The following is a 25,157-nucleotide window of genomic DNA, read 5'->3' on the forward strand; positions in this document are numbered from 1 at the left end:
CTGACTAACGCCGAAGCAGCTCGAGAGAGCGGGTCAGCGCCGCTTCTTCCGCCGTCCGATAGGCGCTGCGCCCGCGCGGCGGGCTTTCGGCAAGGCCAGTGACAAAATAAGCGACGCCGGTCCGGCTGGCACGGTCGATCCACAACCCGGATCGCAACCCGTAAGCGTCCCCGGAATGACCCACCCGACCGATTCCGTCGCCAGCCGGATCATCGTTGCAGCCCGGCATCCGGGCCGGCATTTGCTGGCTGGCGAGCCCGTAGCTACAATAATAACCATGGTCAGTATCGCCGTTGCTGCCGTTGAAACGCCACGCCGGCGAGAGCAACGTGTCTACCGACTGGGGCGAGAGGATGCGCACTCCGTCCAGCGTGCCGCCGTTGAGCAGCATTCGCCCGGCCCGAGCCAATCCGCGGGCCGAGATTCGGAGCCCGCCCTGGGGAGCGAACAAAGCTCCATTCTCGCCGGCTCGCCATCTCGACAGATCGCAGCTTCCATCCTCGCCAGGAACCGCCGGACATTCTGGCCGCTTCCCGCCAAGGTCGTCGCGCACCGTTTTGCCGTCCTGCATCAGGACCACCGCGCGCGCGATCGCCTCGTCGCTGCAGCCGGACCAGTTCAAGCACGCATCAAGCCGCATCGGCGCGAGCACCTCGGCCCGCATCCACCGGTCAAAGCGTTCGCCGGTGATGCGCTCGACCAGCGACGCGAGGATCGGGAAGTTCAAATTCGAATAGGTGAAATAGCCGCCGGGCGGATGGCGATCGTCCCACACCTTTGCGTCCGCCACGGAGCCCTCGATCGAGGCGCCGAGCGGAATCGCCCAATAGTCGATCCCGTCGCGAACGCTCGACGTGTGCGACAATAACATGCGCGCGCTAATCGGCCGGGCGGGGAAGGCCGGATTGCGCAACCGCCACCCGAGCTTGGCCGAGACATCGCTGTCGAGATCGAGCCGGCCTTGCTCGACCAGACGCATGATGCCGATGGCGACGAACAGCTTGGTAATCGAGGCGACGCGCGCTGGATCGTCCGGGGTGATTGCGCGGCTGCTTTGCGGATCTGCCAACCCGTCTGCGAAGCTGCCGACCTCGCCGCCTTGGTCGAAGGCAACTCCGACCTGCGCCACGGGCGGAGCATCGTCATGCGTCTGATCCCGAATCGTGGCGCAGCCGGACAGCATGGAAAGCAAAGCTATGGTGAGGCGCATTTCCGGTTCTCAAACCCCTCGCAAAAATTCGAACGCGACAACTGCCAACTGATCGCCCGCGACCGCGGTGGCAATTCAATACCGTTGGAAGACGAAAGCTAGCGCGGCCTTCTCTCCTTCGCGAGCCTGCTCATCAAAATCGCGGCGCGCTTGGCCTGGAGATAGATCGATCCGATGTCGACCTTCTCGCGGGGGGAATGCGAGCCACTCCCGGCAGGGCCGAGTCCGACGAGCCCGTCGACGTCCTTGGCGACGAAACTAATGTCGGCGGCGCCACGCCGAACCGGGTCGAGCTCGCCCATTTCCGGCAAGTTCATGTCGCGATTGACTTGGTTCAGGCGGTTGAGCAGCGCGCGACTGCCCTCGGTGGGGGCCATGGGCGGATAGCCGTCGGGAGCGAATTTGATTTCCGCCGTCGCGCCGATCAGCGGCTGAGCGACGATGGCGCGCATCTTCGCCTGGGCGCGGGCGATCTGCTCGGGGCTGATCCCGCGCATGTCGCCGCGAGCGATTGCGGTTCCGGCAATGACGTTGGTCTTGCCGGTCGCGGCAATGCGCAGATTGTCCCCGGTGAGCTCGGCCGAGGTGCCACCGCCGATCAGCCCGACGTTGAAGGTCAGCTTGTCCTCGGTGAGATCGCGGCGGAATGTGTCGATGATTCGCGCCAGCTCGTAGATTGCTCCCGAGCCGGCGCTGGGCGAGAAGATCCCGCTGGAATGGCCGCTTCGCGCCGCTACCACGAGGGTCCACTCGTCCGAACTGCGCCGCGCGATCGAGCCCATGTCGCGTCCGTCGACTTGGGCCAAAGCTTCGAAATCGAGCGCGACATCCGCCCATTTGCCGGCCGCGATCAGATCGCGCCGAGCGATTTCAAGCGGCCCGGCATCCTCTTCATCGCCGCTCATAAACACGGTCATGTCCGCGTTTTTCAACGTTCCGGCTGCCTTCATGGCACGCACCGCGGCTACGATCACCGCCATCCCGCCCTTATCGTCGCCGGCGCCTGGGCCGAGGCCTAAATTTCCTTCCCGGCTCCACCGCTGGAACGGGGAGTCGGGTTCGAATACCGTGTCGAGATGGCCGATCAGCAGCAAGCGCTTGCCGCGGCCGTTGCCCTTGTGACGAGCGACGATATGGCCGGCGCGGTTAGCTGTGCTGATGTCGATCCAATCAACCTTGAAGCCGAGCGGCTCGAGTTCGACGCGAAGCATGTCCCCAACCGCCTTCACGCCGGCAAAGTTCATGGTCCCGCTATTCTGATTGACCCACTTCTCGAGCATTGCGACCGTGCGCTCCTGCTCGGCATCGACGATCGCCCCTATCCGCTGCTCGGACGCGATCAGCGGGGCGGCGATAGCGGACGCGCAAGGTGACAAGGCGACGGCGGCGCATAGCGCCCTTAGGAGAAATGCCATGAGAGCGACTCTAGCGCGAAGGCCAGCCGCGGCAAGGCGGTGCGGTCGTCCTCAGCGGTTCAAGCGAGAAAGGGAACAGCACGGCCTGAACTGCGTCAGCTACTTTCTCCAGCTCGCCCAAGAGCACCTCCACCGGGAGCAACGAAGAGATCAAAGGAAAGGGCGCGCGTTTACCAAACACGGCAAACTCCAGTTTTCGGTCGCACCATATGCGCTCCCGGCTTGCAATTGAACGCTTGGGCAAAGGCAGGAAGATTGGAAAGCGGGCCATTGACCCGGAAGCTCGGCGGCGCATGGCGGTCAGCCGCAACCGTCTGCCGAAGGCTACGCTCGGTTTGTGCAGTGCATTGCCTCTGAGCGAAACGGTAGAAAAAGCGCTGAGCCGGTGTAGTGCCAGTCGCGTCGCGATGGTTCAGACTGGTGCGCAATTTGACCGCCAAAGCCCCATAGGCAAGCCGCAGTCCACCGTAATCGGCGACGTTCTCACCGAACTGATATTGTCCTGACATCTTGACTCCGGGCAGCGGTTGATAGGCGTCGGCCTGCCGAATTACGCATTGCCCCTGTTCGTCGGCCGCTTTGAGATCGCTCGGCCTCCAGAGTTCGGTATCATTGCCGTCTGGTCCGAACATGTGCGCTTCCGCGACATGAACGAATTCGTGTGCAAAGGTGGCGCCGAAGGTTGCGTAGTTCAGTTCGGGCGGCGCATTCACGTCGAAGCGAGGCGGAGACAAGAAGGCAGCGGTCATTATCAAGGAATTCGATAATGCCTCGGGGAATCCATTCGGCAGGACGAGGCGAGCGGCCGCCATTCCTTCGCCAACCCACGGCTGGATTTTCATTTCCCAATCCTTGCGGTCCCGGACCTGTAGCGCGCGCCCCCATTCGCGCCGCTGCTCAAATCTGCGCGCGGAAAGCACGTTGTCGAAGAATCGAACCGTGCTGATCGGATAGCTTCCGACCGCCGGCCACCGGTCGGGAAAGCCGATCTTCAAGTCCGTATGGCGAAGCTTGTCCGCGGTAGCCTGCCGCGCACTCCTCGACAGCCATTGGTCATTCGCTATCGTTTCCACGATTTGATGCTTGATGCTCTCGGCAATCCGCCGGGCTACGTCCCGGGACTTCCAACCGAGGATGTGATGGGCGTATTGCCTCGAGAATTCGACCCCCATTGCCCTGATCGTCGCCTCGCGGCACCGGCGTTGGACATCATCCAACGCCACTCTCACGTTCGGCGAGACCGCACCAAATTCTTGATTATAAGGAGCAGGCAATTCGCCGCGCAGCGAGAAGAGGAAGACCCATCGCAAATAGGCCCGGAGTTCGACCGGCGAGCGTTGGATCAGCTGTTGCTGAACATCCTCAAGATAGGCTGGAGAAGTAACGTTCACCCGGCTTTTCGTCGGCGCGCCGACCAATGCGAAATAGGACCGCCATTCGATCGCCGGCGCGATCTGCTCCAGTTGCGCCAACGATCGCACATTCTCTCCTGTCGCAGCGTTATAACGGTCGCCCCGATGTGCTTGCAGCGCTTTGTTGATATCGACGACCGCCTTCGTGTCACGGCGCGCGTCCTCCGCCGAAAGCCCCGCCAGGACGAAGCTTCGGTTAACCGTGGTCGGCTCGGCCCATAGATTGCCATTGTGAATCTCGCCGCGATAGCGCTTCCAGTTCTTGCGATCGGGCTGCCCGCCATAGTTGATGAAGGGATTGACGCCGATCACGCTCAACTCCCGCATCAGCGATTGAATTTCGCGCGGAGAGTGCGCGGCATCGATCTTCGCCAACCACCTCCGAACGGTCACGGCATCTGAAGAATCGCCGTTACGGCACGACTCATAAAATGTTCGCAAGCGAGCCAATTCGTGATTTCCTGAAGTCGGGCGGGCAAATATTTGCCTCAGAGAGCGCTCCAGGTCAGCGTTAAACTGGTCGTCGGCGAGGCTTACGACTGGATGTGCATCGGTCGGCTTGGCTGTCGCCAAGAAGCCGCCGCAGGCGTGCTGATAGAAGTCGTCACAGGCCGCTACCGACATATCCACGGCCTGGCGATTGATCCCATCGCCCGCGGCTTCCAGCGTGGGGAGGTTTACACTGTGCGGAGCCGGAGCATCGCGAGCGACCACGAGGTGCGCCAGCGCCAAGCCGACTAAGCCTGTAATTAAGAGTCCGAGTTTAACTCTTCGCATTGCCCCTCCGGTTGCGCGTGACTCATGCGCCTCTTGTCAAACATCGGTTGTCAACGCCTTGGGTCAGCCGCTCCGCGTGCCACTCGACATGGTCGGCCATGAAGGTCGAAATGAAATAATAGCTGTGGTCGTAACCCGGCTGCCGCCGCAGCGTCAGTGGGATGCCGGCTCCGGCGCAGGCCGCCTCGATGAGGTCGGGCCGCAGTTCCGTTTCGAGAAACGGATCGGCCTCGCCGACGTCGATCAGCAGATCGTCCAGTCGCCCGCCGTCCTCGATCAGCGCGACCGCATCGTGTGCGCGCCACACCGCGCCCTCATCGCCTAGATAATGGCGCAGCGCCTTTCGACCCCACGGCACCTGCATCGGCGCGATGATCGGCGCGAATGCCGACACCGAGCGAAACCGTCCAGGGTGCTTGAGCGCCAAGGTCAGTGCGCCATGCCCGCCCATCGAATGGCCAGCGATGCCCTGGCGAAGCGGGTCGATCGGGAAATGTTCGGCAACCAGCGCCGGCAGTTCGTCGATCATGTACGATGCCATGTTGTAATGGCGGTCCCACGGCGGCTGGGTCGCGTCGAGGTAGAAGCCCGCGCCTTGGCCGAAGTCCCACAGTCCGTCGGGATCGTCGGGCACCTCGTCGCCGCGCGGGCTGGTGTCGGGGGCGATGAAGATGATGCCGTGCTTGGCGCAGGCCGCGCGATACTCGCCCTTCTCGGTGACATTGGCGTGGGTGCAGGTCAGCCCCGACAAATACCACAGCACCGGCAACGGCTCGCCGCGCTCGGGCTGGGGAGGGACGAATACCGAGAAGGTCATGTCGGTGCCGGTCGCGGCGGAGGCATGGCGGTAAACACCCTGCACTCCGCCGTGGCTTCGGGCCTCGCTGACCGTTTCGAGGGTCACGCGGCTTGCGCGACCCTGTGCAGCCCGCACAATTTATTGCCATCGGGGTCCCTCAGGTAGGCGAGATAGAGGCTGCCGAAGTCGTTGCTGCGGATACCCGGTGGATCCTCGATCGTCTTGCCCCCGGCGGCGATACCCGCCTGGTGCCAGGCATCGACCTCTTCCCGGCTGTCTAGGCGGAAGCCGATCGTCGCGCCGTTGCCGTGGGTTGCGGGCTGGCCGTCGATCGGCGGCGTGACCATAAACACGCCGTCGCGGTTCAAATAGGCCAGGCGCCCCTTATCGTCGACGCGGCCCGGCTTGCCCCCCATAGACGCGAACAATCCGTCGTAGAAATTCTTCGACCGCCCAATGTCATTGGATCCGATCATGACATGGCTGAACATAGCTCGCTCTCCTTCTCAGATTTCGATTGCGCGGGTTGCGGTCGCTTCGTCGCCGGTGTTCGGCATGTCCTTGGGGTCGATCAGTAGCACTTTGACCTCCGGCGTTCGCGCGATTGGCCGGTGCTCGGTGGCGCGCGGCACGACGAACAGCTCGCCGGGATTGAGCGTCACCGTGCGATCGCGAAGCTCGAGATCGAGGACCCCTTCGATGCACAAGAACAGCTCGTCGGTGTCATCATGCTGATGCCAGATGAATTCGCCCTCAAGTTTGGCCAGCCGCACTTCATTTTGGTTATAGCGCGCGACGATCCGCGGTGCCCAATGATCGGAAAAACTGTCGAATTTCTGCAGCAGATTGACCTTTTGCACCCATTTGCTCCTTCTCAATAAACCACCACGCTACGAATGCTCTCGCCCGAATGCATCAGTTCGAATCCCCGGTTGATCTCGTCGAGCTTCAGCACATGGGTGATCATCGGGTCGATCTCGATCTTACCCTTCATATACCAGTCGACGATCTTGGGCACGTCGGTGCGGCCTCTAGCGCCGCCGAACGCGGTGCCGCGCCAGTTGCGGCCGGTGACCAGCTGAAACGGCCGCGTCGCGATCTCCTTGCCCGCCTCGGCCACCCCGATGACGATCGAAGTGCCCCAGCCGCGATGGCAGCATTCCAATGCCTGGCGCATCACTTCGGTATTGCCGGTGCAGTCGAACGAGTAATCCGCCCCCCCGTCGAGCATCGCCACCAGGTGGGCGACGACATCGGACACCTGCTTGGGGTTGACGAAGTCGGTCATCCCGAATCGGCGCCCCCACTCTTCCTTGGCCGGGTTGATATCGACCCCGACGATGCGGTCGGCGCCGGCCAGGCGTGCGCCCTGGATGACGTTGAGCCCGATCCCGCCGAGCCCGAACACGACGACATTGTCGCCTGGCTGGACTTTCGCGGTATTGACCACTGCGCCGACCCCGGTGGTCACCCCACAGCCGATGTAGCAAGCCTTGTCGAACGGCGCGGCGGGATCGATCTTCGCCACCGCAATCTCGGGCAGCACGGTGAAGTTGGAAAAGGTCGAGCAGCCCATATAGTGATGGATCGCCTGCCCCTTATAGGAGAAGCGGCTGGTCCCGTCGGGCATCACCCCCTTGCCCTGGGTGGCGCGGATCGCGGTGCATAAATTGGTCTTGCCGCTGAGGCACGATTTACACTGGCGGCATTCGGGCATGTAGAGCGGGATGACATGATCGCCGGGCTTGACCGAAGTCACCCCCGCGCCAACTTCGCGCACCACCCCCGCGCCTTCATGGCCGAGCACCGAGGGGAACAGCCCCTCGCTGTCGAGGCCATCGAGCGTATAGGCGTCGGTGTGGCAAATGCCGGTCGCCATGATCTCGACCAGCACTTCGCCGGCTTTCGGCCCGTCCAGATCGAGGTCGACAATTTCGAGCGCCTGCTTGGGCACGAACGCGACGGCGGCGCGGGTCTTCATGGATGCCATTCTCCTCTGCGCACCGCTTGCCACGCCTCGACCCATCGGCCAAGCTTCGTGGCGACCAACGAGGAGGAAAAGTTTGGGCTGGGCAAGCGGGCGCCACGCGCTGATCACCGGCGGCGGAACGGGGATAGGCGGCGCCGCGGCGCGGATACTAGCGGCCGAAGGCGCGCGCATCTCCCTGATCGGCCGGCGCCCCGAGCCGCTGGAGGCGGTCGCGGCGGAAACCGGCGGCACCGCCGTCCCCTGCGACCTGACTGATCGAACCGCAATGGAGACCGCCTTCGCCAAGGCGCGCGACGCCAATGGCCCGTTCGACTATGTCATTTTGAACGCGGGCGTCGGCGACAGCGCGCCCTTCGTCCGCACGAGCCGCGAAGCCTTCGACCGCATCATCGCCATCAATTTGACGGCAGTGTTCGACGGCGCCCAGCTCGCCTTGCCCGACCTGCTCGAGGGCGATGGCAAAAGGCTCATCGTCATCGCCTCGGTCGCGGGCCTCAAGGGCGCGGCCTATGCGGCGCCCTATGTCGCCTCGAAACATGGCGTGGTCGGGCTGGTCAAAAGCCTCGCGCTCGAATTCGCCAAGACCAATCTGACCGTCAATGCCATCTGCCCCTCGTTCGTTGACACGCCGATGGTCGACGAAACCGCCAAGCGCATCACGCGAGTGACCAAGCGCGATCTCGACCAGTCGCGAGAGGCGCTCGCCGCGCTCAACGCCAGCGGCCGCTTGGTCACCGCCGGCGAGGTCGCCTCGTCGATCCTCAACCTATGTCATCCGCTCAGTCGCTCGATCAACGGCGCGCTGGTGACCATCGACGGCGGCAGCACGGCATGAGCCTCGATCCCGCCAGTCTCGAGCCGACCCATTTCCGCTGGTCGTTCGCCGATGGCGTCGCGACCATCACGCTTGACCGGCCCGAACGCAAAAACCCCCTCACCTTCGACAGCTATGCCGAGCTTCGCGACCTGTTTCGCGCACTCGTTTGCGCAACCGACGTCCGCGTCGTCGTTCTGACTGGCGCGGGCGGCAACTTTTGTTCGGGTGGCGATGTCCATGAAATTATCGGCCCGCTGACCAAGATGGACCTGCTGGGCCTGCGCGAGTTCACCACCATGACCGGCGACCTGGTACGGGCGATGCGCGATTGCCCGCAGCCGATCATCGCCGCGGTCGAGGGTATCTGCGCCGGCGCCGGCGCGATCCTGGCGATGGCCAGCGACCTCCGCTTGGCCGCGCCTGACGCCAAAACCGCGTTCCTGTTCACCCGCGTCGGCCTGTCGGGCGCTGACATGGGCGCCTGTGCGATCCTGCCGCGGATCATCGGCCACGGCCGCGCCGCCGAGCTGCTGTTCACCGGCCGCAGCATGAGCGCGGAAGAAGGCGAGCGCTGGGGTTTCTTCAGCCGAATTTCCCAGGATGTGAAGGGTGATGCGCAAGCCCTGGCGCGGCAGCTCGCCGACGGTCCGATCCTCGCCCATTACATGACCAAGCGGCAACTCGACGCCGAATGGGCGGTGCCGATCGAAACCGCGCTGGACATGGAAGCCGAAGCGCAAGCCGACTGCATGACGACGCGCGATTTTCACCGCGCCTACGAAGCCTTCGCCGCCAAGCGTAAACCGGAGTTCAAGGGCGACTGATGGACCTCTCCTGGCCCTTCTTCGAGCCGCGCCACCGTAACCTGGCAGACGAGCTAGAGCGCTGGTGCGTCACCCAGAATTTCGTGCACATCGACGACGTCGACGAAGCCTGTCGCGCACTCGTCCACACCCTCGGCGCGGCCGGCTTCCTCAAGCTGTGCATCGCTGACGGGACTGCGCCGCCCGACGTCCGCAGCCTCGCCGTCGCCCGCGCGACGCTCGCCCGCCATTCGGGCCTCGCCGACTTCGCCTTCGCTATGCAGGGGCTGGGGTCGGGCGCGATCAGCCTGTTCGGCGACGATCAGCAGAAAGCCGATTTCCTCCCCGGCATCGCCGCCGGATCGGCCATCGCCGCCTTCGCGCTGACCGAACCCGGCAGCGGCAGCGACGTCGCCAGCATTGCCACCCGCGCCGTCCGCGATTCCCAAAGCTGGGTCATCAATGGCGACAAAACCTACATCTCGAACGGCACTATTGCCGACACCATCACTTTGTTTGCGCGCACCAGCGACGACGGCGCGCGCGGCCTTTCGGCCTTCATCCTCCCCGCCGCGACCGCCGGCCTGACCATCGCCGAGCGGATCGAGGTTATCGCCCCGCACCCCCTCGCCCGGCTCAAGCTCGACGATGTCCGCCTTCCCGCCAGCGCCCTCCTTGGCGCGCCTGGCGACGGCTTCAGGATCGCTATGGAGACCCTCAACCTGTTCCGCGTTACGGTCGGCGCCGCCGCGCTGGGCTTCGGCCGCCGCGCGTTGGACGAGGCGCTGACCTTCTCCGCGACCCGCAAGCTCGGGTCCGCCACACTCGCCGACAACGCCGTCACCCAGGATCGCCTCGGCGCGATGGCAACCGCGCTCGATGCCTCGGCACTGCTCATCGCCCGCGCTGCGTGGCAGCAGGACACGCAAGTGGGCGATAATCGCCGCGCCGCCGCGATGGCCAAGCTTCACGCGACCGAGGAAGCGCAGAAGGTGATCGACATGGCGTTGCAAATGCACGGCGGCCTCGGCGTCACCAAAGGCGCCAAGGTCGAGGAGCTTTATCGCGAAATCCGAAGCTTGCGCATTTACGAAGGGGCGAGCGAAGTGCAGCGACTGGTCATCGCCCGCGACCTGTTGAAGGAGCGTCGCTCATGACCCCGCTACTTCCTCCCGGCTGGCCCCGTCCCAAGGGTTATTCCAACGGCTTCAGCGCCGCCGGACGGATGATCGTTACCGCCGGGGTCGTCGGCTGGGACGAACAGGAACATTTCGTTTCCAACACGCTTGGCGGCCAGTTCGCCCAGGTGTTGCGCAACATCGTGGCGATCCTCGCCGAGGGCGGCGGCCGGCCCGAACATCTCGTCCGCCTGACCTGCTACGTCACCTCGATCGACGAATATCGCGCGAGCCTCGCCGAGATCGGTATGGTGTGGAAGGAAATCGTCGGACCCCATTATCCGGCGATGGCACTGGTCGAGGTCGTTCGTATGGTCGAACCCGCGGCCAAGATCGAAATCGAAGCGACGGCGATGGTCCCCGAATGAGGGACAATTTTGTCGAACGACGCCTGCCGAAACCGGAAGCGCTACCCAACTTGCTTCTGCTCGACTATCCCGACCGCCTCAACGCTGCCGCCAAATTGCTGAAGGGCGGCGATCCCCAAGCGCTCGCCATCGTCAACGATCATGGCCGCTGGTCCTATGGCGAGCTCGACAACTTCTCCGGCCGCGTCGCGCGCCTGCTGGTCGATGAGGAAGGTCTTGTTCCCGGCAACCGCGTCCTCCTGCGCGGACCCAACGGCTACACATTGTTCGCCTGCTGGCTCGGCGTGCTCAAGGCCGGCGGGGTCGTCGTGACGACCATGCCGCTGCTCCGCCCGGGCGAGATCGCCACCGTCATCGACCGCGCCGAGGTCAGCCACGCGCTGGTCGACAGCCGCTTCATCGGCGATTTCCGGCAAGCGATGGAGCAGACGCGCTTCGTCCGCTCGCTGATCAAATATGACGGCGATCACGGCCAAGGCGCGCTGGAAACCCGCTGCCGGGATCTCGTCCCGCTGCCGCCGGTTGACACCGCCGCCGACGACCCTGCGCTGATCGCCTTTACCAGCGGCACGACCGGCATCCCGAAGGGCTGCGTCCACTTCCACCGCGATATCCTCGCCCCGTGCGACACCTTCGCGAAGGCGCATTTTGCGATGCGACCCGGCGACATCGTCATGACCTCGGCGCCGATCGCCTTCACCTTCGGCCTGGGCTCGACCCTGCTGTTCCCGCTGCGCTTCGGCGCCGCCGCCACGACCATCGAGCAGCCGAGCCCGTCGGCGATGCTCGAGGCGATCGCGAAGCACGGCGTCACCCACCTCGCCACCGCGCCAACCGCCTACAAGGCGATGCTATCGCAGCCCGGTCTCGACGAAGCGCTCAAGTTGCTGCGCGTCTGCCTGTCGGCCGGCGAGCATTTGCCCAAGGCCATTTGGCAGGCGTGGAAAGACCGCACCGACATTTCAATCGTCGACGGCATCGGCGCGACCGAGTTGATGCATATCTTCATCTCCGAAAGCGGCGCCGCGATCCGCCCCGGCAGCACCGGCCGCACGGTGCCGGGATACGAAGCTTCGATTCTCGACGCAGAGGGCAACGAACTCGCCACCGGCGAAGGCCGCCTTGCAATCAAGGGCCCGACCGGTTGCCGCTACCTCGATGATCCGCGCCAGGCCGATTACGCGGCTGGCGGCTGGAACATCACCGGCGACACCTACGCCCTCGATGAGGACGGTTATTATTGGTTCGTTGCCCGCAGCGACGACATGATCGTCAGCTCAGGCTACAACATCGCCGCCCCCGAAGTCGAAAACGCCCTTCTCTCCCATCCGTCGGTCGCCGAATGCGCGGTCATCGGAGTGCCTTGCCCCGAACGTGGCCAAAAGGTGAAGGCGTTTGTGGTTTTGGCGACCGATGCCATGCCAACCGAAGCATTGATTTCCGAACTCAAGAATTTCGTCAAATCAACCATTGCCCCTTATAAATATCCCCGCGAAATCCTGTTCGTCGACGCCTTGCCGAAAACGGCTACGGGAAAATTGCGGCGGGTCGAACTGCGCAACCGTTGACCATTTCCCGGCGATGGCAGGGGAACGCTATTCAAACTCTACGATGACCTGATCGACCGCCAGGCTGTCGCCCGCCTTGGCGGGAGTCGCCTTGACTGTCGCCGGCTTCACCGCGCGGAGGATGTTCTCCATCTTCATCGCTTCGACCACAGCGATCGGTTGGCCCGCCTCGACCTTGTCGCCGGGCTTGACCTCGAGCCGCGTCAACAGCCCCGGCATCGGCGCGAGCAGGAAGCGCGACAAGTCGGGCGGAATTTTCTCGATCATGTGCCGCGTCAAATCGGCGATGTGCGGCGCCATGACCTCCACCTTGTGCGCCGCCCCGCGCGTCGTCAGCCGCCAGCCGCGCCCGTCGCGCGCGACCTGGACGATCCGCTTGCGCCCATCCAAGTCCGCGACCAGCAGTTTCTGCCCCGGGGCATAGTCGGCGATCAGGTCGATCTCCTCCTCGCCGTCGACGCTGACCAGCAGGCCGCCGTCATAGGGCTCGACCGCGACCGCAAATTCGTCACCGGATACGCGCACGACATAGTCGCCGTCCGGATAGATCGGCCCGCCTAGTTGCCCGTCGATCAGCGCCGCGCGGGTCTCGTGCGTCGCCGCCACCAGCGCCGCGATCGCCGCCAAATCGGCGACCAGCTCGTCGCTCGCCGGCGCGCCGTGGAAGCCGTCGGGATATTCCTCGGCGATGAAACCGGTGGTCAGCTCGCCGGCGCGAAAGCGCGGATGCTGCATTAGCGCGGAGAGGAAATCGATGTTGTCCGACACGCCGTCGATCTGAAACGAATCCAGCGCCTCGACCTGCGCGTCGATCGCCGCCTCGCGGGTCGGCGCCCAGGTAATCAGCTTGGCGATCATCGGGTCGTAGAAGATGCTGACCTGACCGCCCTCGATGACGCCGTCGTCGACGCGGATGCGCGTCTCTTGCCCCCCTCCCGCTTTGCGGGAGGGGCTGGGGGAGGGCATGTCGGAGTTCGAGGACAGGCCCTCCCCTCGGTCCCCTCCCGCGTGCGGGAGGTGAGGTTTGTAAACCACCAGCCTCCCCGTGCTCGGCAAAAACCCGCGATACGGATCTTCCGCGTAAACCCGCGTCTCAACTGCCCAGCCGTCGAGCTTCACATCGGCCTGCGTGAACGAAAGCTTCTCCCCCGCCGCGACGCGGATCATTTGCTCGACCAGGTCGAGCCCGGTGACTTCCTCGGTCACCGGATGCTCGACCTGCAGCCGCGTGTTCATTTCGAGGAAGTAGAAGCTGCGATCCGCGCCGACGATCAGCTCGACCGTCCCCGCCGAATAATATCCCACCGCCGCCGCCAGCGCGACCGCCTGCTCGCCCATCGCCTTGCGCATCTCGGGCGTGACGAACGGCGACGGCGCTTCCTCGACCACTTTCTGGTGGCGCCGCTGGATCGAGCATTCCCGTTCGCCAAGATAGAGGATCGTGCCGTGCTGGTCGCCGAGCACCTGAATTTCGATGTGGCGCGGGTCCTCGATGAATTTCTCGAAGAACACGCGGTCGTCGCCGAAACTGGCCAGCCCCTCGCGCTTGGTCGCCTCAAACCCCTCGCGAACGTCCTTCTCGTTGTACGCCAGCCGCATCCCCTTGCCGCCGCCCCCCGCCGACGCCTTCATCATCACCGGATAGCCGATCTCGCCCGCGATCTTCACCGCCTCGTCGGTGTCGGCGATCTCGCCGAGATAGCCCGGCACCACCGACACCCCCGCCGCCTTGGCCAGCTTCTTCGATTCAATCTTGTCGCCCATCGCCGCGATCGCTTTGGGCGGCGGCCCGATGAAGGCGATGTTGGCTTTCTTCAATGCCTTGGCGAAGCTCTCGCGCTCAGACAAGAAACCATAGCCCGGATGCACCGCCTCGGCCCCGGTCGCCTTGCACGCATCGATGATCAATTCGGCCTTGAGATAGCTCTCCGCCGCCGGCGCCGGCCCGATCCGAACGCTCTCGTCGGCCATCCGCACATGCGGTGCCCGCGCGTCCGCATCCGAATAAACCGCGACCGTCTTGATGCCCATCCGCTTGGCGGTGCGGATGACGCGGCAAGCAATCTCGCCCCGATTGGCGATCAGGATTTTGGAGAACATTACCGATCGCCTAGTTTTTTGAAGGGAATTGTGGCGTGAATTTTCTTTAGAAGCTCGCGCGCTTCTTCTCGACCTAAACCGATTCTGGTTGGGAATTCCCAATCCTCAATGTCGAGCCCGTTACACACTTCATTTAAGCAGCCGTTGATTATGAGGAGCTCGTCCTCAGTCAACTCTAACACTCGGGTTTCCCTGGCCTCAGTCACTCGGCGACCTCATCCACCGGCGGGCGGTTGTGCCCAAGCAGTCGCAGCACCTCGTCCGCCGCATCCGCCAAATTGGTCCCCGGCCCGAAAATCGCCTGCACCCCCGCCGCGCGGAGCATGGCATAATCCTGCGCCGGGATGACCCCGCCGGCAACGACCTTGATGTCGGCGCGGCCCATGTCTTTCAGCGCGTCGATCAGTTCGGGGATCAGCGTCTTGTGCCCCGCGGCCAGCGAGGAGGCACCGACCACGTCAACCTTCTCTTCCACCGCCAGCTCGGCCGCCTCGCGAGGGGTCTGAAACAGGGGGCCGGCGATCACCTCGAACCCCAGATCGCCGAACGCGCTCGACACGAGATTGGCGCCGCGGTCGTGCCCGTCCTGCCCCATCTTGGCGACCAGCATGCGCGGTTTGCGGCCCATTCGTTCGGCGACCGCCAGCGTCCCCGCCACCGCCTCGTGCCAGCGCTGGTCGTCGCGCTTGCCGTAGATGCCGCTGACCGGTTCGGGGTGCGTGGCGTAACGTCCGAACACCCGCTCCAGCGCATCGGAGATTTCGCCGAGCGAAGCGCGCGATCGCGCCGCATCGACTGTCAGTCCAAGCAAGTTGCCCCCCGACTTGGCGCCCGCTTCGAGCGCGTCGAGCGAAGCGCGCACCGCGCCATCGTCGCGTGCCTTCCGCATCGTCTCCAGCCGCGCAATCTGCCCCGCGCGAACCTTGGCATTATCCACCTCGAGAATGTCGAGATGCGCTTCCTCGGTCAGCCTGTACCGATTGACCCCTACAATCACCGTCTCACCCACATCGACCTTCGCCGCGCGCGCCGCTGCGGCTTCCTCGATGCGCTGCTTGGGGAGGCCCTCGGCAACCGCCTTGGTCATCCCGCCATGCGCCTCGACCTCGTCGATCAGCGTCTGCGCTTTCTCCTCCAGCTCGCGGGTCAGCGCCTCGACATAATAGCTTCCGCCAAGCGGGTCGGCGACCGCCGTGATCCCGCTCTCTTCGGCCAGGATCAGCTGCGTATTGCGCGCGATCCGTGCCGAGAAATCGGTCGGCAGCGCCATCGCCTCGTCGAACGAATTGGTGTGGAGCGACTGCGTTCCCCCAAGCACCGCCGCCAGCGCCTCAACCGTGGTCCGCACGATATTGTTGTAGGGGTCCTGCTCGGTTAGCGACACGCCGCTGGTCTGGCAGTGAGTCCGCAGCAGCTTCGACTTTTCCGACTTTGCCCCCAGTTGCTCCATGATCCTCGCCCACAGCGTCCGCGCCGCGCGCAGCTTGGCGACCTCCATGAACAGGTTCATGCCGATGCCGAAGAAGAAGCTCAGGCGCGGCGCGAACGCGTCGACATCAAGCCCCGCATCCTTGGCCGCGCGCACGTACGCCATCCCGTCGGCGAGCGTGTAGGCGAGTTCCTGCACCGCCGTCGCCCCGGCCTCGTGCATGTGATAGCCCGAAATCGATATCGAGTTGAACTTCGGCATTTCGCGCGATGTGAAAGCGATGATGTCGGCGACGATCCGCATCGACGGTTCGGGCGGGTAAATGTAGGTGTTGCGGACCGCGAACTCTTTGAGAATATCGTTCTGGATCGTGCCGGTAAGGTCGCTGCGCGCGACCCCCTGCTCCTCCCCCGCGACGATGTAGAAGGCCAGCACCGGCAGCACCGCGCCGTTCATCGTCATGCTGACCGACATCTCGCCGAGCGGGATACCGTCGAACAGCAATTTCATGTCCTCGACGCTGTCGATCGCGACCCCGGCCTTGCCGACATCGCCGGCGACGCGCGGATGGTCTGAGTCATACCCCCGGTGGGTGGCGAGATCGAACGCGACCGAGATGCCGTGCTGCCCCGCGGCGAGGTTGCGGCGGTAGAAGGCGTTCGATTCCTCGGCGGTCGAGAAGCCGGCATATTGGCGGATCGTCCACGGCCGCCCCGCATACATCGTCGCATAAGGCCCGCGGGTGTAGGGCGGTAGGCCGGGATAGCCGGGCTCGACATGTGCGACATCGTCGGGGCCGTAGACGGTCTTGAGCGTGATTTCCTCAAGCGTCTCGCGCGACAGGTCGCGTCCCTTCGATTCCCGGTCGGCGAGGGCTTTCCACTGGTCGAAGTCGTCGGTCATGCAACTCATTCTCCCCTCTCCCCTGGAGGGAGAGGATACGAAGCCTTAGCGAGCCTAAGCGAGCTTAGGCGGAGTTGGTGAGGGGGACAGCGCCAGTCGTCAAGCGGAGCAACCCTCACCCCGCTCGCGCTTACGCGCGAGTCGCCCTCTCCCTCAAGGGGAGAGGGTTTCCGCTAATGCGCTTGCCTTGGGCTTTCCATGATCTCGGTCAGCACCCCGCCCATGTCTTTGGGGTGGAGAAAGAAGATCGGCGTCCCATGCGCCCCGATCCGCGGTTCGCCGAGCACACGCACGCCCTTGCCCTCGAACCACGCCTTGGCCTCATGAATGTCGGGCACCTCGAAGCAGACGTGATGCTGCCCGCCGAGCGGGTTCTTGGCCAGGAAGCCAATGATCGCCGAATCCGCCCCCAACGGCTCGATCAGTTCGATCTGGCAGTTGGGCGCGTCGACAAAGCAGACGCGGACGCCTTGAGCGGGGAGGTCGAACGCCTCCCGCACCACCGTCGCGCCCATTACCGCACGATAATGCGCGACCGAGTCCGCGATCGAAGGCGTAGCGACTCCCACATGGTTCAATCGTCCGAGTTTCATTTATTACCTCGTCCCGTCATTGCGAGAAGCGAAGCGACGAAGCAATCCAGCGGCGCGAGACTGGATTGCTTCGCGACGCTCGCAATGACGACTAGGGGTGCGCAACATAGTCATAAAGGTCTCGCCAATGTGGATTCAGCGCCTCGATCAACGCCAGCTTCTTCGGTCGGGATCCACCCTTGATTTGTTTTTCGCGAGTGATCGCCGCGTCCATCGTGCCGGCCAACTCGAACCAGACGAGCATCTTGCACCCGTATCGCTTCGTGAAACCCTCGACCACACCCTCACGATGCTGCCAGATGCGCTGTACCAGGTTGGAAGTCACACCCGTGTAGACGGTTCCATTGCGCTTGTTGGCGACGATGTAGACGGCGGGCTGCTTCACGAGACCGTCATTGCGAGAAGTGCAGCGACGAAGCAATCCAGCGCCAACAAGAAACTGGATTGCTTCGCTGCGCTCGCAATGACGGTTTAATGCTCGATTACCACCTCGCTAGTCACGCTATTTGCAATGAAACACGCCTCGTGCACTTTGTGATGGAGATCGGCGAGCCCAGCCGCGTCGGGCGCCTCGCCACCCCACTCGACCTTGGGCCGCAACGTCACTCGCGTCATCGCCATTTTCCCGTCGGCGCGCTTCTCCAACACCCCTTCCGCCTCGTCGATATAGCTATCGACCACCAGTCCCGCCCGCTTCGCGAAGTCGAGGAAGAACAGCATGTGGCAGCTCGATAGCGAGGCGACGAACGCCTCCTCGGGATCGACTCCCCCCGCGTCGGAATAAGGCGCCGGCACGATGTGCGGAGACGCCGAAGCCGGAACCACCGCCCCGCCGTCAAACGCCCACTCATGCGCGCGGCTGTATCGGCCTTCGGCGAAGGACTCGTCGGTGGAGCGAGTCCAGCGGATCGTGGCGGTGTAATTCGACATTACTCAATCTCCCCGGTCGTCACCCCCGGGCTTGACCCGGGGTCTGCCTGCCTCGTCCCGAACATCAGAGCTTGCAGGTCAGCGTGCGTTACATGGGACGCCTTCGACCCAACGTCTTTCCGCATCGCTGCTAATGCACGTGACATAGCTGCCTGTGCAGCATCACTCCGCAGATCAGCAAACGTGAAAATCCGTGCAACTGACGTAATCACATCGTCCGACCCATAGAGAGCTATCCGACCTCGCAGGTGTGCCATCAGCGCGTTGGCAGCGCGCATTTTTTCCGGATCATCGTGATAGAAACTTAGATCACCAAGAGCAGCAAAATAGGAAGTGTATGTCTGCCATTTTGCCTATCTATAAACTTAGATTTCTCGAATTTCCCGGTGGCATAGGCTTGAATTCCGCCGCCGATAATCGCGGCAATGAGCCCGATAAGGGCGACCAGAACTCCATTCAACATAAAGCCTCACAGCGGAATATTGTCATGCTTTTTCCACGGATTCTCGAGCTGCTTGCCCCGCAATTTCCTTAACCCCAGCGCCACCCTCCGCCGCGTCGAATGCGGCATGATTACTTCGTCGATGAAGCCTTTGCTCGCCGCCACGAACGGGTTAGCGAAGCGCTCTTCATATTCTGCCGTATGCTCGGCAATTTCCTTCGCCGTCTTGCCGCGGAAGATGATTTCGACCGCGCCTTTCGCCCCCATCACCGCGATCTCGGCGGTCGGCCAGGCGTAGTTCAAATCGCCGCGCAGGTGCTTCGACGCCATCACGTCATAAGCCCCGCCATACGCCTTGCGCGTGATCACGGTGATCTTGGGCACCGTCGCCTCGGCATAGGCGAACAGCAATTTGGCGCCATGCTTGATGATCCCATGATGCTCCTGCCCGACGCCCGGCAGGAAACCCGGCACATCGACCAGGGTCAGGATCGGAATGTCGAACGCATCGCAGAAGCGCACGAACCGCGCGCCCTTCTTCGACGAGTTGATGTCGAGGCAACCGGCGAGCACCATCGGCTGGTTGGCGACCACGCCCACCGTGCGCCCCTCGATCCGGCAGAAGCCGATGATGATGTTGGCGGCGTGCTTCGGCTGAAGCTCGAAGAAGTCGCCCTCGTCGGCGACCTTCCGGATTAGCTCGTGCATGTCGTAGGGTGTCGCCGCGCTCGGCGGGATCAGCGTGTCTAGGCTGTCCTCGATGCGGTCCCACGGATCGTCGGTCGGCCGCTCGGGAATGTCGTGGCGATTGCTCAGCGGAAGGAAGTCGAAAAATTCGCGCGTCGCCAGCAACGCGTCGATGTCATTTTCGAACGCCACATCGGCCACGCCCGATTTGGTTGTGTGCGTCACGGCGCCGCCCAATTCCTCCTGCGTCACCACTTCATTGGTCACCGTCTTGACCACCTCGGGCCCGGTAACGAACATGTAGGACGAATCCTTCACCATGAAGATGAAGTCGGTCATCGCCGGCGAGTAAACCGCCCCGCCCGCGCACGGCCCCATGATCAGGCTGAGTTGCGGGATGACACCCGACGCCAGCACGTTGCGCTGGAACACCTCGGCATAGCCGCCAAGGCTCGCGACCCCCTCCTGGATGCGCGCGCCACCGCTGTCGTTGAGGCCGATCACCGGCGCCCCAACCTTCATTGCCGCATCCATCACCTTGCAGATTTTCTGCGCGTGACGCTCGCTGAGGCTTCCGCCGAACACGGTGAAATCCTGCGCGAACACATAGACCAGCCGGCCGTTGATCGTCCCCGATCCGGTGACCACTCCGTCGCCGGGAAACTTCTGTTCCTCCATGCCAAAGTCGACGCAGTTGTGCTCGACATACATGTCGACCTCTTCAAACGAGTCCGCGTCGAGCAGCACCGACAATCGCTCCCGTGCGGTCAGCCGCCCCTTGGCGTGCTGCGCCGCGATCCGCTTCGCGCCCCCGCCCATCCTCGCCGCAGCCCGCCGCGCTTCCAATTCTTCGATCGTCGTAGCCATGGCCGATGCGCTGCCATGCGCGCTTGCCCCGGTCAACTTCAGCTCACGCAAGAAAGGGGTTCGCGCAGAGGCGCAGAGGCGTGGCTATGCTATTCCGGCGAAGCCGCTTCAAAAAAACTCCGCCGATGGTTCTCTGACGCAAGGCGAACGGCGCATCCTCTCTGCGTCTCTGCGTCTCCGCGCGAACAACTGCTACGGACCGATTTGGCGCTTCGCGCTTTCAAGCATTGCGACAGGAGGGGCACCAGCATGCCAACACGCCAGCATTGGCCCGAACGCCTATGGCTCGTCCGTCATGGCCAGAGCCAGGGCAATGTCGCGCGCGATGCCGCGCATGAGGCGGGGCTGGCGGTGATCGACCTCGACCTGCGGGATGTCGACGTTCCTTTGAGCGACCTCGGGCTGCGCCAGGCCGAGGTGGCGGGCCGCTGGTTCGCCGCGCTGGCCGACGCCGACAAGCCCGACGTCATCCTGTCATCGCCATACGTCCGCGCGCGCCAGACTGCCGAGGCGATTTGCAAGGCCGGCGGCCTCGCCGGCGGCGCCAAGCCGACGATCCTCGACGAGCGACTGCGCGAGCGCGAGTTCGGCGTGTTCGATGGCCTCACCCCCTTGGGCGTCCGTCAACGCTTCCCCGAGGAAGCCGCCCATCGCGCCAAGCTGGGCAAATTCTATCACCGGGCCCCTGGTGGGGAGAGTTGGGCCGACGTTGTTCTCCGCCTCCGCTCGATGCTCAACACGATCAACATCCAATATGCCGGCAAGCGCGTCCTGGTCGTGGGCCATCAGGTGGTCGTGATGTGCATGCGCTATATCCTGGAGGAGATGACGGAGGAGCAGATATTGGCGCTCAACAAACAGGGCGAGATCATGAACTGCGGAATCGCCGCCTTCGACTTCGAGATCAACACGCAATCGATGGGCGTCCCGGCGCTCGCCATGTGGAATTTCGGCGCGCCAATGGAAGCCGAGGGAATGACCATGACCGCCGAACCCAACATGATTACCGGCTCGCGATGACCGCCGAGCTGCTGACCCCCGCGACTTTCGCCGGCCATCCCCTTCCGCCGGTCGAAGGCGGCGACAAGGACAGCCACGGCGCGGTCTTGATCGTCGCCGGCTCGCGCGAAATTCCCGGCGAGGTGCCGAAGCTGGTGGCTTCCTAGTCGTTCGAATAGCTGTCGAGCTCATCGCCCGCCAGTTTCACCACATGGATGACATTGGTCGACCCGGCGGTCTTGAACGGCACCCCGGCCATCACCACGACCCGGTCGCCCGGACTGGCGAGATGGTGGCGGAGCGCCATGCGCCGCGCTTTGCCGATCATTTCCTCGAAGCTCGACACGTCGCGGGTATGGACCGCGTGCACGCCCCATTGCAGCCCGAGCCGGCGCGCCACCGGCAGGCTGGAGGTCATCACCAGCGTCGGCACCGGCGCGCGCTCGCGGGCGATGCGCCGCGCGGTCGATCCCGACGAGGTGTAACAGGCCATCGCCTTGGCCGAGAGGATGCGCACGATCTGCGCCGCGCTTTCGGACAATGCGTCGGCGGTGGTCGCTTCGGCCGGCGTCTCGGTGAAGTGGATCCGCGCGGCATAGACCGGGTCGGCCTCGACGCTCCGGCCGATCTTGTCCATCATCGCCACCGCTTCGCACGGATAGCTGCCCGCCGCGCTTTCGGCCGACAACATGATCGCGTCGGCCCCTTCGTAAATCGCGTTGGCGACGTCGCTGACTTCGGCCCGGGTCGGGGTCGGCGAGACGATCATCGATTCGAGCATCTGCGTCGCCACTACCACCGGCTTGCCGGCCTGCCGCGCCAGCGCGACGATCCGGTTCTGCAGCGGCGGTACGCCTTCGGGCGGCAGCTCGACGCCCAGATCGCCCCGCGCGACCATCACCGCGTCGGCCAGCTCCAGTATCTCGGGTAATCGCTCGATCGCCTGCGGTTTCTCGATCTTGGCGAGCAGCCCGGCCCGGTCGCCGACCAGCAAGCGCGCCTCGGCAACGTCCTCGGGCCGCTGGACGAACGACAGTGCGATATAGTCGGCGCCCTGAGTCAGCGCGAATTCCAGGTCGCTCTTGTCCTTGGCGGTCAGCGCCGGAATCGGCACCACCACGTCGGGCACGTTGACGCCCTTATGGTCCGACACCTTCCCGCCGACCATCACTTCCGCCTCGATCCGCTCGGCGCTGACCGACAATGCCTTGAGCCTGACCTTACCGTCGTCGATCAGTAACCGATCGCCCGCGGTCAGCACCGCGAACAGCTCGGGATGGGGCAGCTCGACCCGGCTCGAATCGCCCTTGGTTCTTTTGGCGTCGAAGACGAAGGTCTTCCCGGTCTCGAGCGTCGCCGACCCGCCCTTGAAGTCGCCGACGCGCAGCTTGGGGCCTTGCAGGTCGAACAGAATCGTCGTCGGCCGGTGGAGCGCCTTTTCAAGCGCGCGGATCGCCTCGACCAGCGCCACTTTCTCGGCCTGCTCGCCATGGCTCATGTTGATGCGGAACGCGTCGGCCCCGGCCTCCACCAGCCGGCGGATCATGTCGGGGCTCGACGAGGCCGGGCCCAGCGTCGCCAGGATCTTGACCTTGCGCGATCGTGGCTTGAGCATCGTCACGCTTCTCCGCTTGAGCTGTTGCGCGCCTGCATAGCGGCTGCTCCAGCGGGTTCAACCGGCTTGAGGACGCCCCACGCCTCGCTTAGGGACGCCGGATGTTTCAACACATCGGATTCGAAAAGGGTTTCACATGAGCGAAGGCAATGTCGCGGCGGACCAGCTGCGGCTGTTTATCGAGCGGATCGAACGGCTCGAGGAAGAGAAGAAGGGCATCGCCGACGACGTCAAGGACGTCTATGCCGAAGCCAAGTCGAACGGCTATGATACCAAGACGATGCGCGCGATCGTCCGCCTGAGGAGGATGGAAAAGCACACTCGCGACGAGATGGACGCGCTGCTCGAAACCTATCGCACCGCGTTGGGCCTGGCGTAGGATAAACGGGGAGGAATGGGCATGGACGACCTAAATCTGCCCGCCCTCTGTCCGACCTCGGCCGAGCTGGCGAAGGCGATGCTCGACGATCCCGACCAACCGGTCGGCGATCTCGAGCGCGAAATCCTCGAAAGCATCATCGCCGGCAAGGCCCGCAGCGGACGCGCCGACGCCTATTCGATGGCCCATGCCACGCGCGGCGAACGGCTCGCCGACCGGGTCGCTGCGGTCGGCGGTTCGTGGGGCTTCATCATCACGTTCGGCATTATCCTGTTCAGCTGGATGATCATCAATTCCGGCGCGGCCGACCGGCTCGGGCTCGTATTCGACCCCTTTCCGTTCATCTTCCTCAACCTGATGCTGTCGATGCTCGCCGCGATCCAGGCGCCGATCATCATGATGAGCCAGAACCGCCAGGCCAAAAAGGATCGCCTCGCCGCGCGCCTCGACTTCGAGACCAATTTGCGCGCCGAGCTCGATATCGAGCGGCTCCACTACAAGATTGACGCGATCCTCGCCGAGCGGATCGACGCGCTCAGTGACGAGGTCGCGGGGCAGCGGGATGATCCGTCCGCCGGTTGAGCAACGCCACTGCGCCCGCTAGGGGGCGAAACATCACCATTTTCGCGAGACCACCGTGGCCGGCCATTCCAAATATAAAAACATCATGCATCGCAAGGGCGCGCAGGACAAAAAGCGCTCGACGATGTTCTCGAAGCTCGCCCGCGAAATCACCGTCGCGGCCAAGATGGGGCTGCCCGATCCGGATATGAACGCCCGGCTGCGCGCTGCCGTCCTCGCTGCCCGGGCGCAGTCGATGCCCAAGGACAATATCCAGCGTTCAATCGACAAAGCCAGCAGCAGCGATGCCGAAAATTACGAGGAGATCCGCTACGAAGGCTTCGGCCCCGGCGGCGTTTCGCTGATTATCGAGGCGCTGACCGACAACCGCAACCGCACCGCGACCAACGTCCGCACGATCGTCTCTAAGAATGGCGGCAACCTCGGCGCCTCGGGCAGCGTCAGCCACGGCTTCGACCGCATGGGCCTGATCGAATATCCGGCCCGCGCCGGCGACCCCGACAAGATATTCGAAGCGGCCTTGGAAGCCGGCGCGGATGACGTCTCATCGTCCGACGATGGCCACGAAATTTGGACAGACCAGGGCAGCCTGCACGAGGTCGCCAAAGCGCTCGAACTGATCATCGGCGAGTCCGAAGGCGCCAAGCTCGCCTGGCGCCCGCAGACCCTGGTCGAGGTCGGCGAATCCGACGCCGCCACCCTCCTCCGCTTGATCGACGCGCTCGACGACGATGACGATGTCCAGCAAGTGTGGGGCAATTACGAAGTCAGCGACGAAGTGATGGAGAAGCTCGGCTGACGATCATCCTCGGCCTCGATCCCGGCCTTGGCACCACCGGCTGGGGACTGATCCGCGCCGAGGGCAATCGCCTGTCGCACCTCGCCAACGGGCAGATGAAGACCGACGCCAAGGAGACGCTCCCCAAGCGGCTGGCCTACCTCGCGACCCAACTCGAAGCTCTGCTCGCCGACCATCGTCCCGATGCCGCTGCGGTCGAAGAAATCTTTCTCAACAAAAACCCGCAGTCGACGCTCAAACTGAGCCAGGCGCGCGGCGTCGCGTTGATGATCGCCGCGCGCTCGGGGCTCGAGGTCGGCGAATATGCCGCGCGGCTGGTCAAGAAGGCGGTGGTCGGCACGGGCGCGGCGGAGAAAGCGCAAGTTCACGCGATGGTCGGGCGGCTGCTGCCCGGCGTCGCCATCGCCAGCCCCGACGCCGCCGACGCGCTCGCGGTCGCCATCACCCATGCGCACCACCTCGCCAGCGCGAGCCGCGGCGTCACCCGGTCCTGAA

The 25,157-nt window shown here is 64.0% G+C and carries 26 protein-coding genes; 12 read left to right on the forward strand and 14 right to left on the reverse strand.

All coding sequences use genetic code 11. The annotated features are described in order from the left end of the window. Window positions 1–4: 4 nt before the first annotated feature. A complete protein-coding gene (locus H0W65_RS01550; RefSeq protein WP_294003090.1) occupies window positions 5–1,129 on the reverse strand; it encodes a serine hydrolase in 1,125 nt (374 codons plus the stop codon). Window positions 1,130–1,144: 15 nt separating this feature from the next. Here H0W65_RS01550 and H0W65_RS01555 point away from each other — a divergent pair, with 15 nt between their 5' ends. Then, the gene (locus H0W65_RS01555; protein WP_294003092.1) at window positions 1,145–1,312 is read left to right on the forward strand and encodes a hypothetical protein; all 168 of its coding nucleotides are present in this window, start codon (window positions 1,145–1,147) and stop codon (window positions 1,310–1,312) included. Here the strand turns inward: H0W65_RS01555 and H0W65_RS01560 are convergent. From H0W65_RS01560 to H0W65_RS01585, 6 genes are all read right to left on the reverse strand, one after another. Then, window positions 1,309–2,625: a M20/M25/M40 family metallo-hydrolase gene (locus tag H0W65_RS01560; protein ID WP_294003094.1), complete on the reverse strand. Its 1,317-nt coding sequence runs from the start codon at window positions 2,623–2,625 to the stop codon at window positions 1,309–1,311. The genes H0W65_RS01555 and H0W65_RS01560 overlap by 4 nt on opposite strands. 170 nt (window positions 2,626–2,795) lie before the next feature. Beyond that, window positions 2,796–4,769 (reverse strand): M13 family metallopeptidase, encoded by a 1,974-nt coding sequence (locus tag H0W65_RS01565; RefSeq protein WP_294003096.1) that lies wholly within the window; start codon window positions 4,767–4,769, stop codon window positions 2,796–2,798. A 67-nt stretch (window positions 4,770–4,836) separates the two neighbouring features. Further along, on the reverse strand, window positions 4,837–5,718 hold the full coding sequence (gene fghA, locus H0W65_RS01570; protein WP_294003098.1) for an S-formylglutathione hydrolase: 882 nt from the start codon (window positions 5,716–5,718) through the stop codon (window positions 4,837–4,839). Then, the gene (locus H0W65_RS01575) at window positions 5,715–6,104 is read right to left on the reverse strand and encodes a VOC family protein (protein ID WP_294003100.1); all 390 of its coding nucleotides are present in this window, start codon (window positions 6,102–6,104) and stop codon (window positions 5,715–5,717) included. The genes fghA and H0W65_RS01575 overlap by 4 nt, the downstream gene beginning before the upstream one ends. 15 nt (window positions 6,105–6,119) lie before the next feature. Further along, window positions 6,120–6,473, reverse strand: a complete 354-nt coding sequence (locus H0W65_RS01580) for a cupin domain-containing protein (protein WP_294003101.1) — start codon at window positions 6,471–6,473, stop codon at window positions 6,120–6,122. Window positions 6,474–6,487: 14 nt separating this feature from the next. Next, entirely contained in the window at window positions 6,488–7,594 is a 1,107-nt protein-coding gene (locus H0W65_RS01585) for an S-(hydroxymethyl)glutathione dehydrogenase/class III alcohol dehydrogenase (RefSeq protein ID WP_294003103.1), read from the reverse strand. Between the two features lie 82 nt (window positions 7,595–7,676). Between H0W65_RS01585 and H0W65_RS01590 the strand changes: the two genes are divergently transcribed. Genes H0W65_RS01590 through H0W65_RS01610 form a run of 5 tightly spaced genes read left to right on the forward strand, consistent with a single transcriptional unit; the run spans window position 7,677 to window position 12,337 of the window. Then, on the forward strand, window positions 7,677–8,438 hold the full coding sequence (locus H0W65_RS01590) for an SDR family NAD(P)-dependent oxidoreductase (RefSeq protein WP_294003105.1): 762 nt from the start codon (window positions 7,677–7,679) through the stop codon (window positions 8,436–8,438). Then, a complete protein-coding gene (locus tag H0W65_RS01595; RefSeq protein ID WP_294003106.1) occupies window positions 8,435–9,244 on the forward strand; it encodes an enoyl-CoA hydratase family protein in 810 nt (269 codons plus the stop codon). The genes H0W65_RS01590 and H0W65_RS01595 overlap by 4 nt, the downstream gene beginning before the upstream one ends. Beyond that, window positions 9,244–10,380 carry an acyl-CoA dehydrogenase family protein gene (locus H0W65_RS01600; protein ID WP_294003108.1) on the forward strand — a complete coding sequence of 379 codons (1,137 nt, stop codon included), beginning with the start codon at window positions 9,244–9,246 and terminating at the stop codon, window positions 10,378–10,380. Before H0W65_RS01595 ends, H0W65_RS01600 begins: the two co-directional genes overlap by 1 nt. Continuing rightward, window positions 10,377–10,769, forward strand: a complete 393-nt coding sequence (locus H0W65_RS01605) for a RidA family protein (RefSeq protein WP_294003110.1) — start codon at window positions 10,377–10,379, stop codon at window positions 10,767–10,769. Before H0W65_RS01600 ends, H0W65_RS01605 begins: the two co-directional genes overlap by 4 nt. Beyond that, on the forward strand, window positions 10,766–12,337 hold the full coding sequence (locus tag H0W65_RS01610) for an AMP-binding protein (protein ID WP_294003112.1): 1,572 nt from the start codon (window positions 10,766–10,768) through the stop codon (window positions 12,335–12,337). The genes H0W65_RS01605 and H0W65_RS01610 overlap by 4 nt, the downstream gene beginning before the upstream one ends. 27 nt (window positions 12,338–12,364) lie before the next feature. Here the strand turns inward: H0W65_RS01610 and H0W65_RS01615 are convergent, their stop codons facing one another. The 6 genes from H0W65_RS01615 to H0W65_RS01640 form a co-directional block, all read right to left on the reverse strand. After that, window positions 12,365–14,437, reverse strand: coding sequence for an acetyl/propionyl/methylcrotonyl-CoA carboxylase subunit alpha (locus H0W65_RS01615; protein ID WP_294003114.1), 2,073 nt, complete (start codon window positions 14,435–14,437; stop codon window positions 12,365–12,367). 202 nt (window positions 14,438–14,639) lie between these two features. Beyond that, window positions 14,640–16,769, reverse strand: coding sequence for a methylmalonyl-CoA mutase (gene scpA, locus H0W65_RS01620; RefSeq protein WP_294003116.1), 2,130 nt, complete (start codon window positions 16,767–16,769; stop codon window positions 14,640–14,642). 173 nt (window positions 16,770–16,942) lie between these two features. After that, window positions 16,943–17,362, reverse strand: a complete 420-nt coding sequence (gene mce / locus H0W65_RS01625; RefSeq protein WP_294003118.1) for a methylmalonyl-CoA epimerase — start codon at window positions 17,360–17,362, stop codon at window positions 16,943–16,945. Window positions 17,363–17,453: 91 nt separating this feature from the next. Beyond that, a complete protein-coding gene (locus H0W65_RS01630) occupies window positions 17,454–17,747 on the reverse strand; it encodes a GIY-YIG nuclease family protein (RefSeq protein ID WP_294003120.1) in 294 nt (97 codons plus the stop codon). Window positions 17,748–17,833: 86 nt separating this feature from the next. Next, complete coding sequence (locus H0W65_RS01635) at window positions 17,834–18,292, reverse strand: OsmC family protein (RefSeq protein ID WP_294003122.1); 459 nt, start codon at window positions 18,290–18,292, stop codon at window positions 17,834–17,836. A gap of 469 nt (window positions 18,293–18,761) precedes the next feature. Beyond that, window positions 18,762–20,288 (reverse strand): acyl-CoA carboxylase subunit beta, encoded by a 1,527-nt coding sequence (locus H0W65_RS01640; RefSeq protein WP_294003124.1) that lies wholly within the window; start codon window positions 20,286–20,288, stop codon window positions 18,762–18,764. A 249-nt stretch (window positions 20,289–20,537) separates the two neighbouring features. Here H0W65_RS01640 and H0W65_RS01645 point away from each other — a divergent pair, with 249 nt between their 5' ends. Next, complete coding sequence (locus tag H0W65_RS01645) at window positions 20,538–21,308, forward strand: histidine phosphatase family protein (protein ID WP_294003126.1); 771 nt, start codon at window positions 20,538–20,540, stop codon at window positions 21,306–21,308. After that, window positions 21,305–21,454, forward strand: coding sequence for a hypothetical protein (locus tag H0W65_RS01650; RefSeq protein WP_294003128.1), 150 nt, complete (start codon window positions 21,305–21,307; stop codon window positions 21,452–21,454). Before H0W65_RS01645 ends, H0W65_RS01650 begins: the two co-directional genes overlap by 4 nt. Here H0W65_RS01650 and pyk read toward each other — a convergent pair. Next, window positions 21,451–22,902 carry a pyruvate kinase gene (pyk, locus tag H0W65_RS01655; RefSeq protein ID WP_294003130.1) on the reverse strand — a complete coding sequence of 484 codons (1,452 nt, stop codon included), beginning with the start codon at window positions 22,900–22,902 and terminating at the stop codon, window positions 21,451–21,453. The two genes, H0W65_RS01650 and pyk, sit on opposite strands and share 4 nt — an antisense overlap. Before the next feature lie 136 nt (window positions 22,903–23,038). Between pyk and H0W65_RS01660 the strand changes: the two genes are divergently transcribed. From H0W65_RS01660 to ruvC, 4 genes are read left to right on the forward strand one after another with little or no spacing between them, the layout of a single operon-like run. Then, entirely contained in the window at window positions 23,039–23,281 is a 243-nt protein-coding gene (locus H0W65_RS01660; RefSeq protein ID WP_294003131.1) for a DUF2312 domain-containing protein, read from the forward strand. A gap of 21 nt (window positions 23,282–23,302) precedes the next feature. Continuing rightward, on the forward strand, window positions 23,303–23,863 hold the full coding sequence (locus H0W65_RS01665; protein ID WP_294003132.1) for a DUF1003 domain-containing protein: 561 nt from the start codon (window positions 23,303–23,305) through the stop codon (window positions 23,861–23,863). Window positions 23,864–23,918: 55 nt separating this feature from the next. Continuing rightward, window positions 23,919–24,662 carry a YebC/PmpR family DNA-binding transcriptional regulator gene (locus H0W65_RS01670; RefSeq protein WP_294003133.1) on the forward strand — a complete coding sequence of 248 codons (744 nt, stop codon included), beginning with the start codon at window positions 23,919–23,921 and terminating at the stop codon, window positions 24,660–24,662. Beyond that, window positions 24,614–25,156, forward strand: a complete 543-nt coding sequence (gene ruvC / locus H0W65_RS01675) for a crossover junction endodeoxyribonuclease RuvC (RefSeq protein WP_294003134.1) — start codon at window positions 24,614–24,616, stop codon at window positions 25,154–25,156. The genes H0W65_RS01670 and ruvC overlap by 49 nt, the downstream gene beginning before the upstream one ends. Window position 25,157: the final 1 nt, after the last annotated feature.

The organism is Sphingomonas sp., assembly GCF_013816785.1.
Lineage (GTDB): Bacteria > Pseudomonadota > Alphaproteobacteria > Sphingomonadales > Sphingomonadaceae > Sphingomicrobium.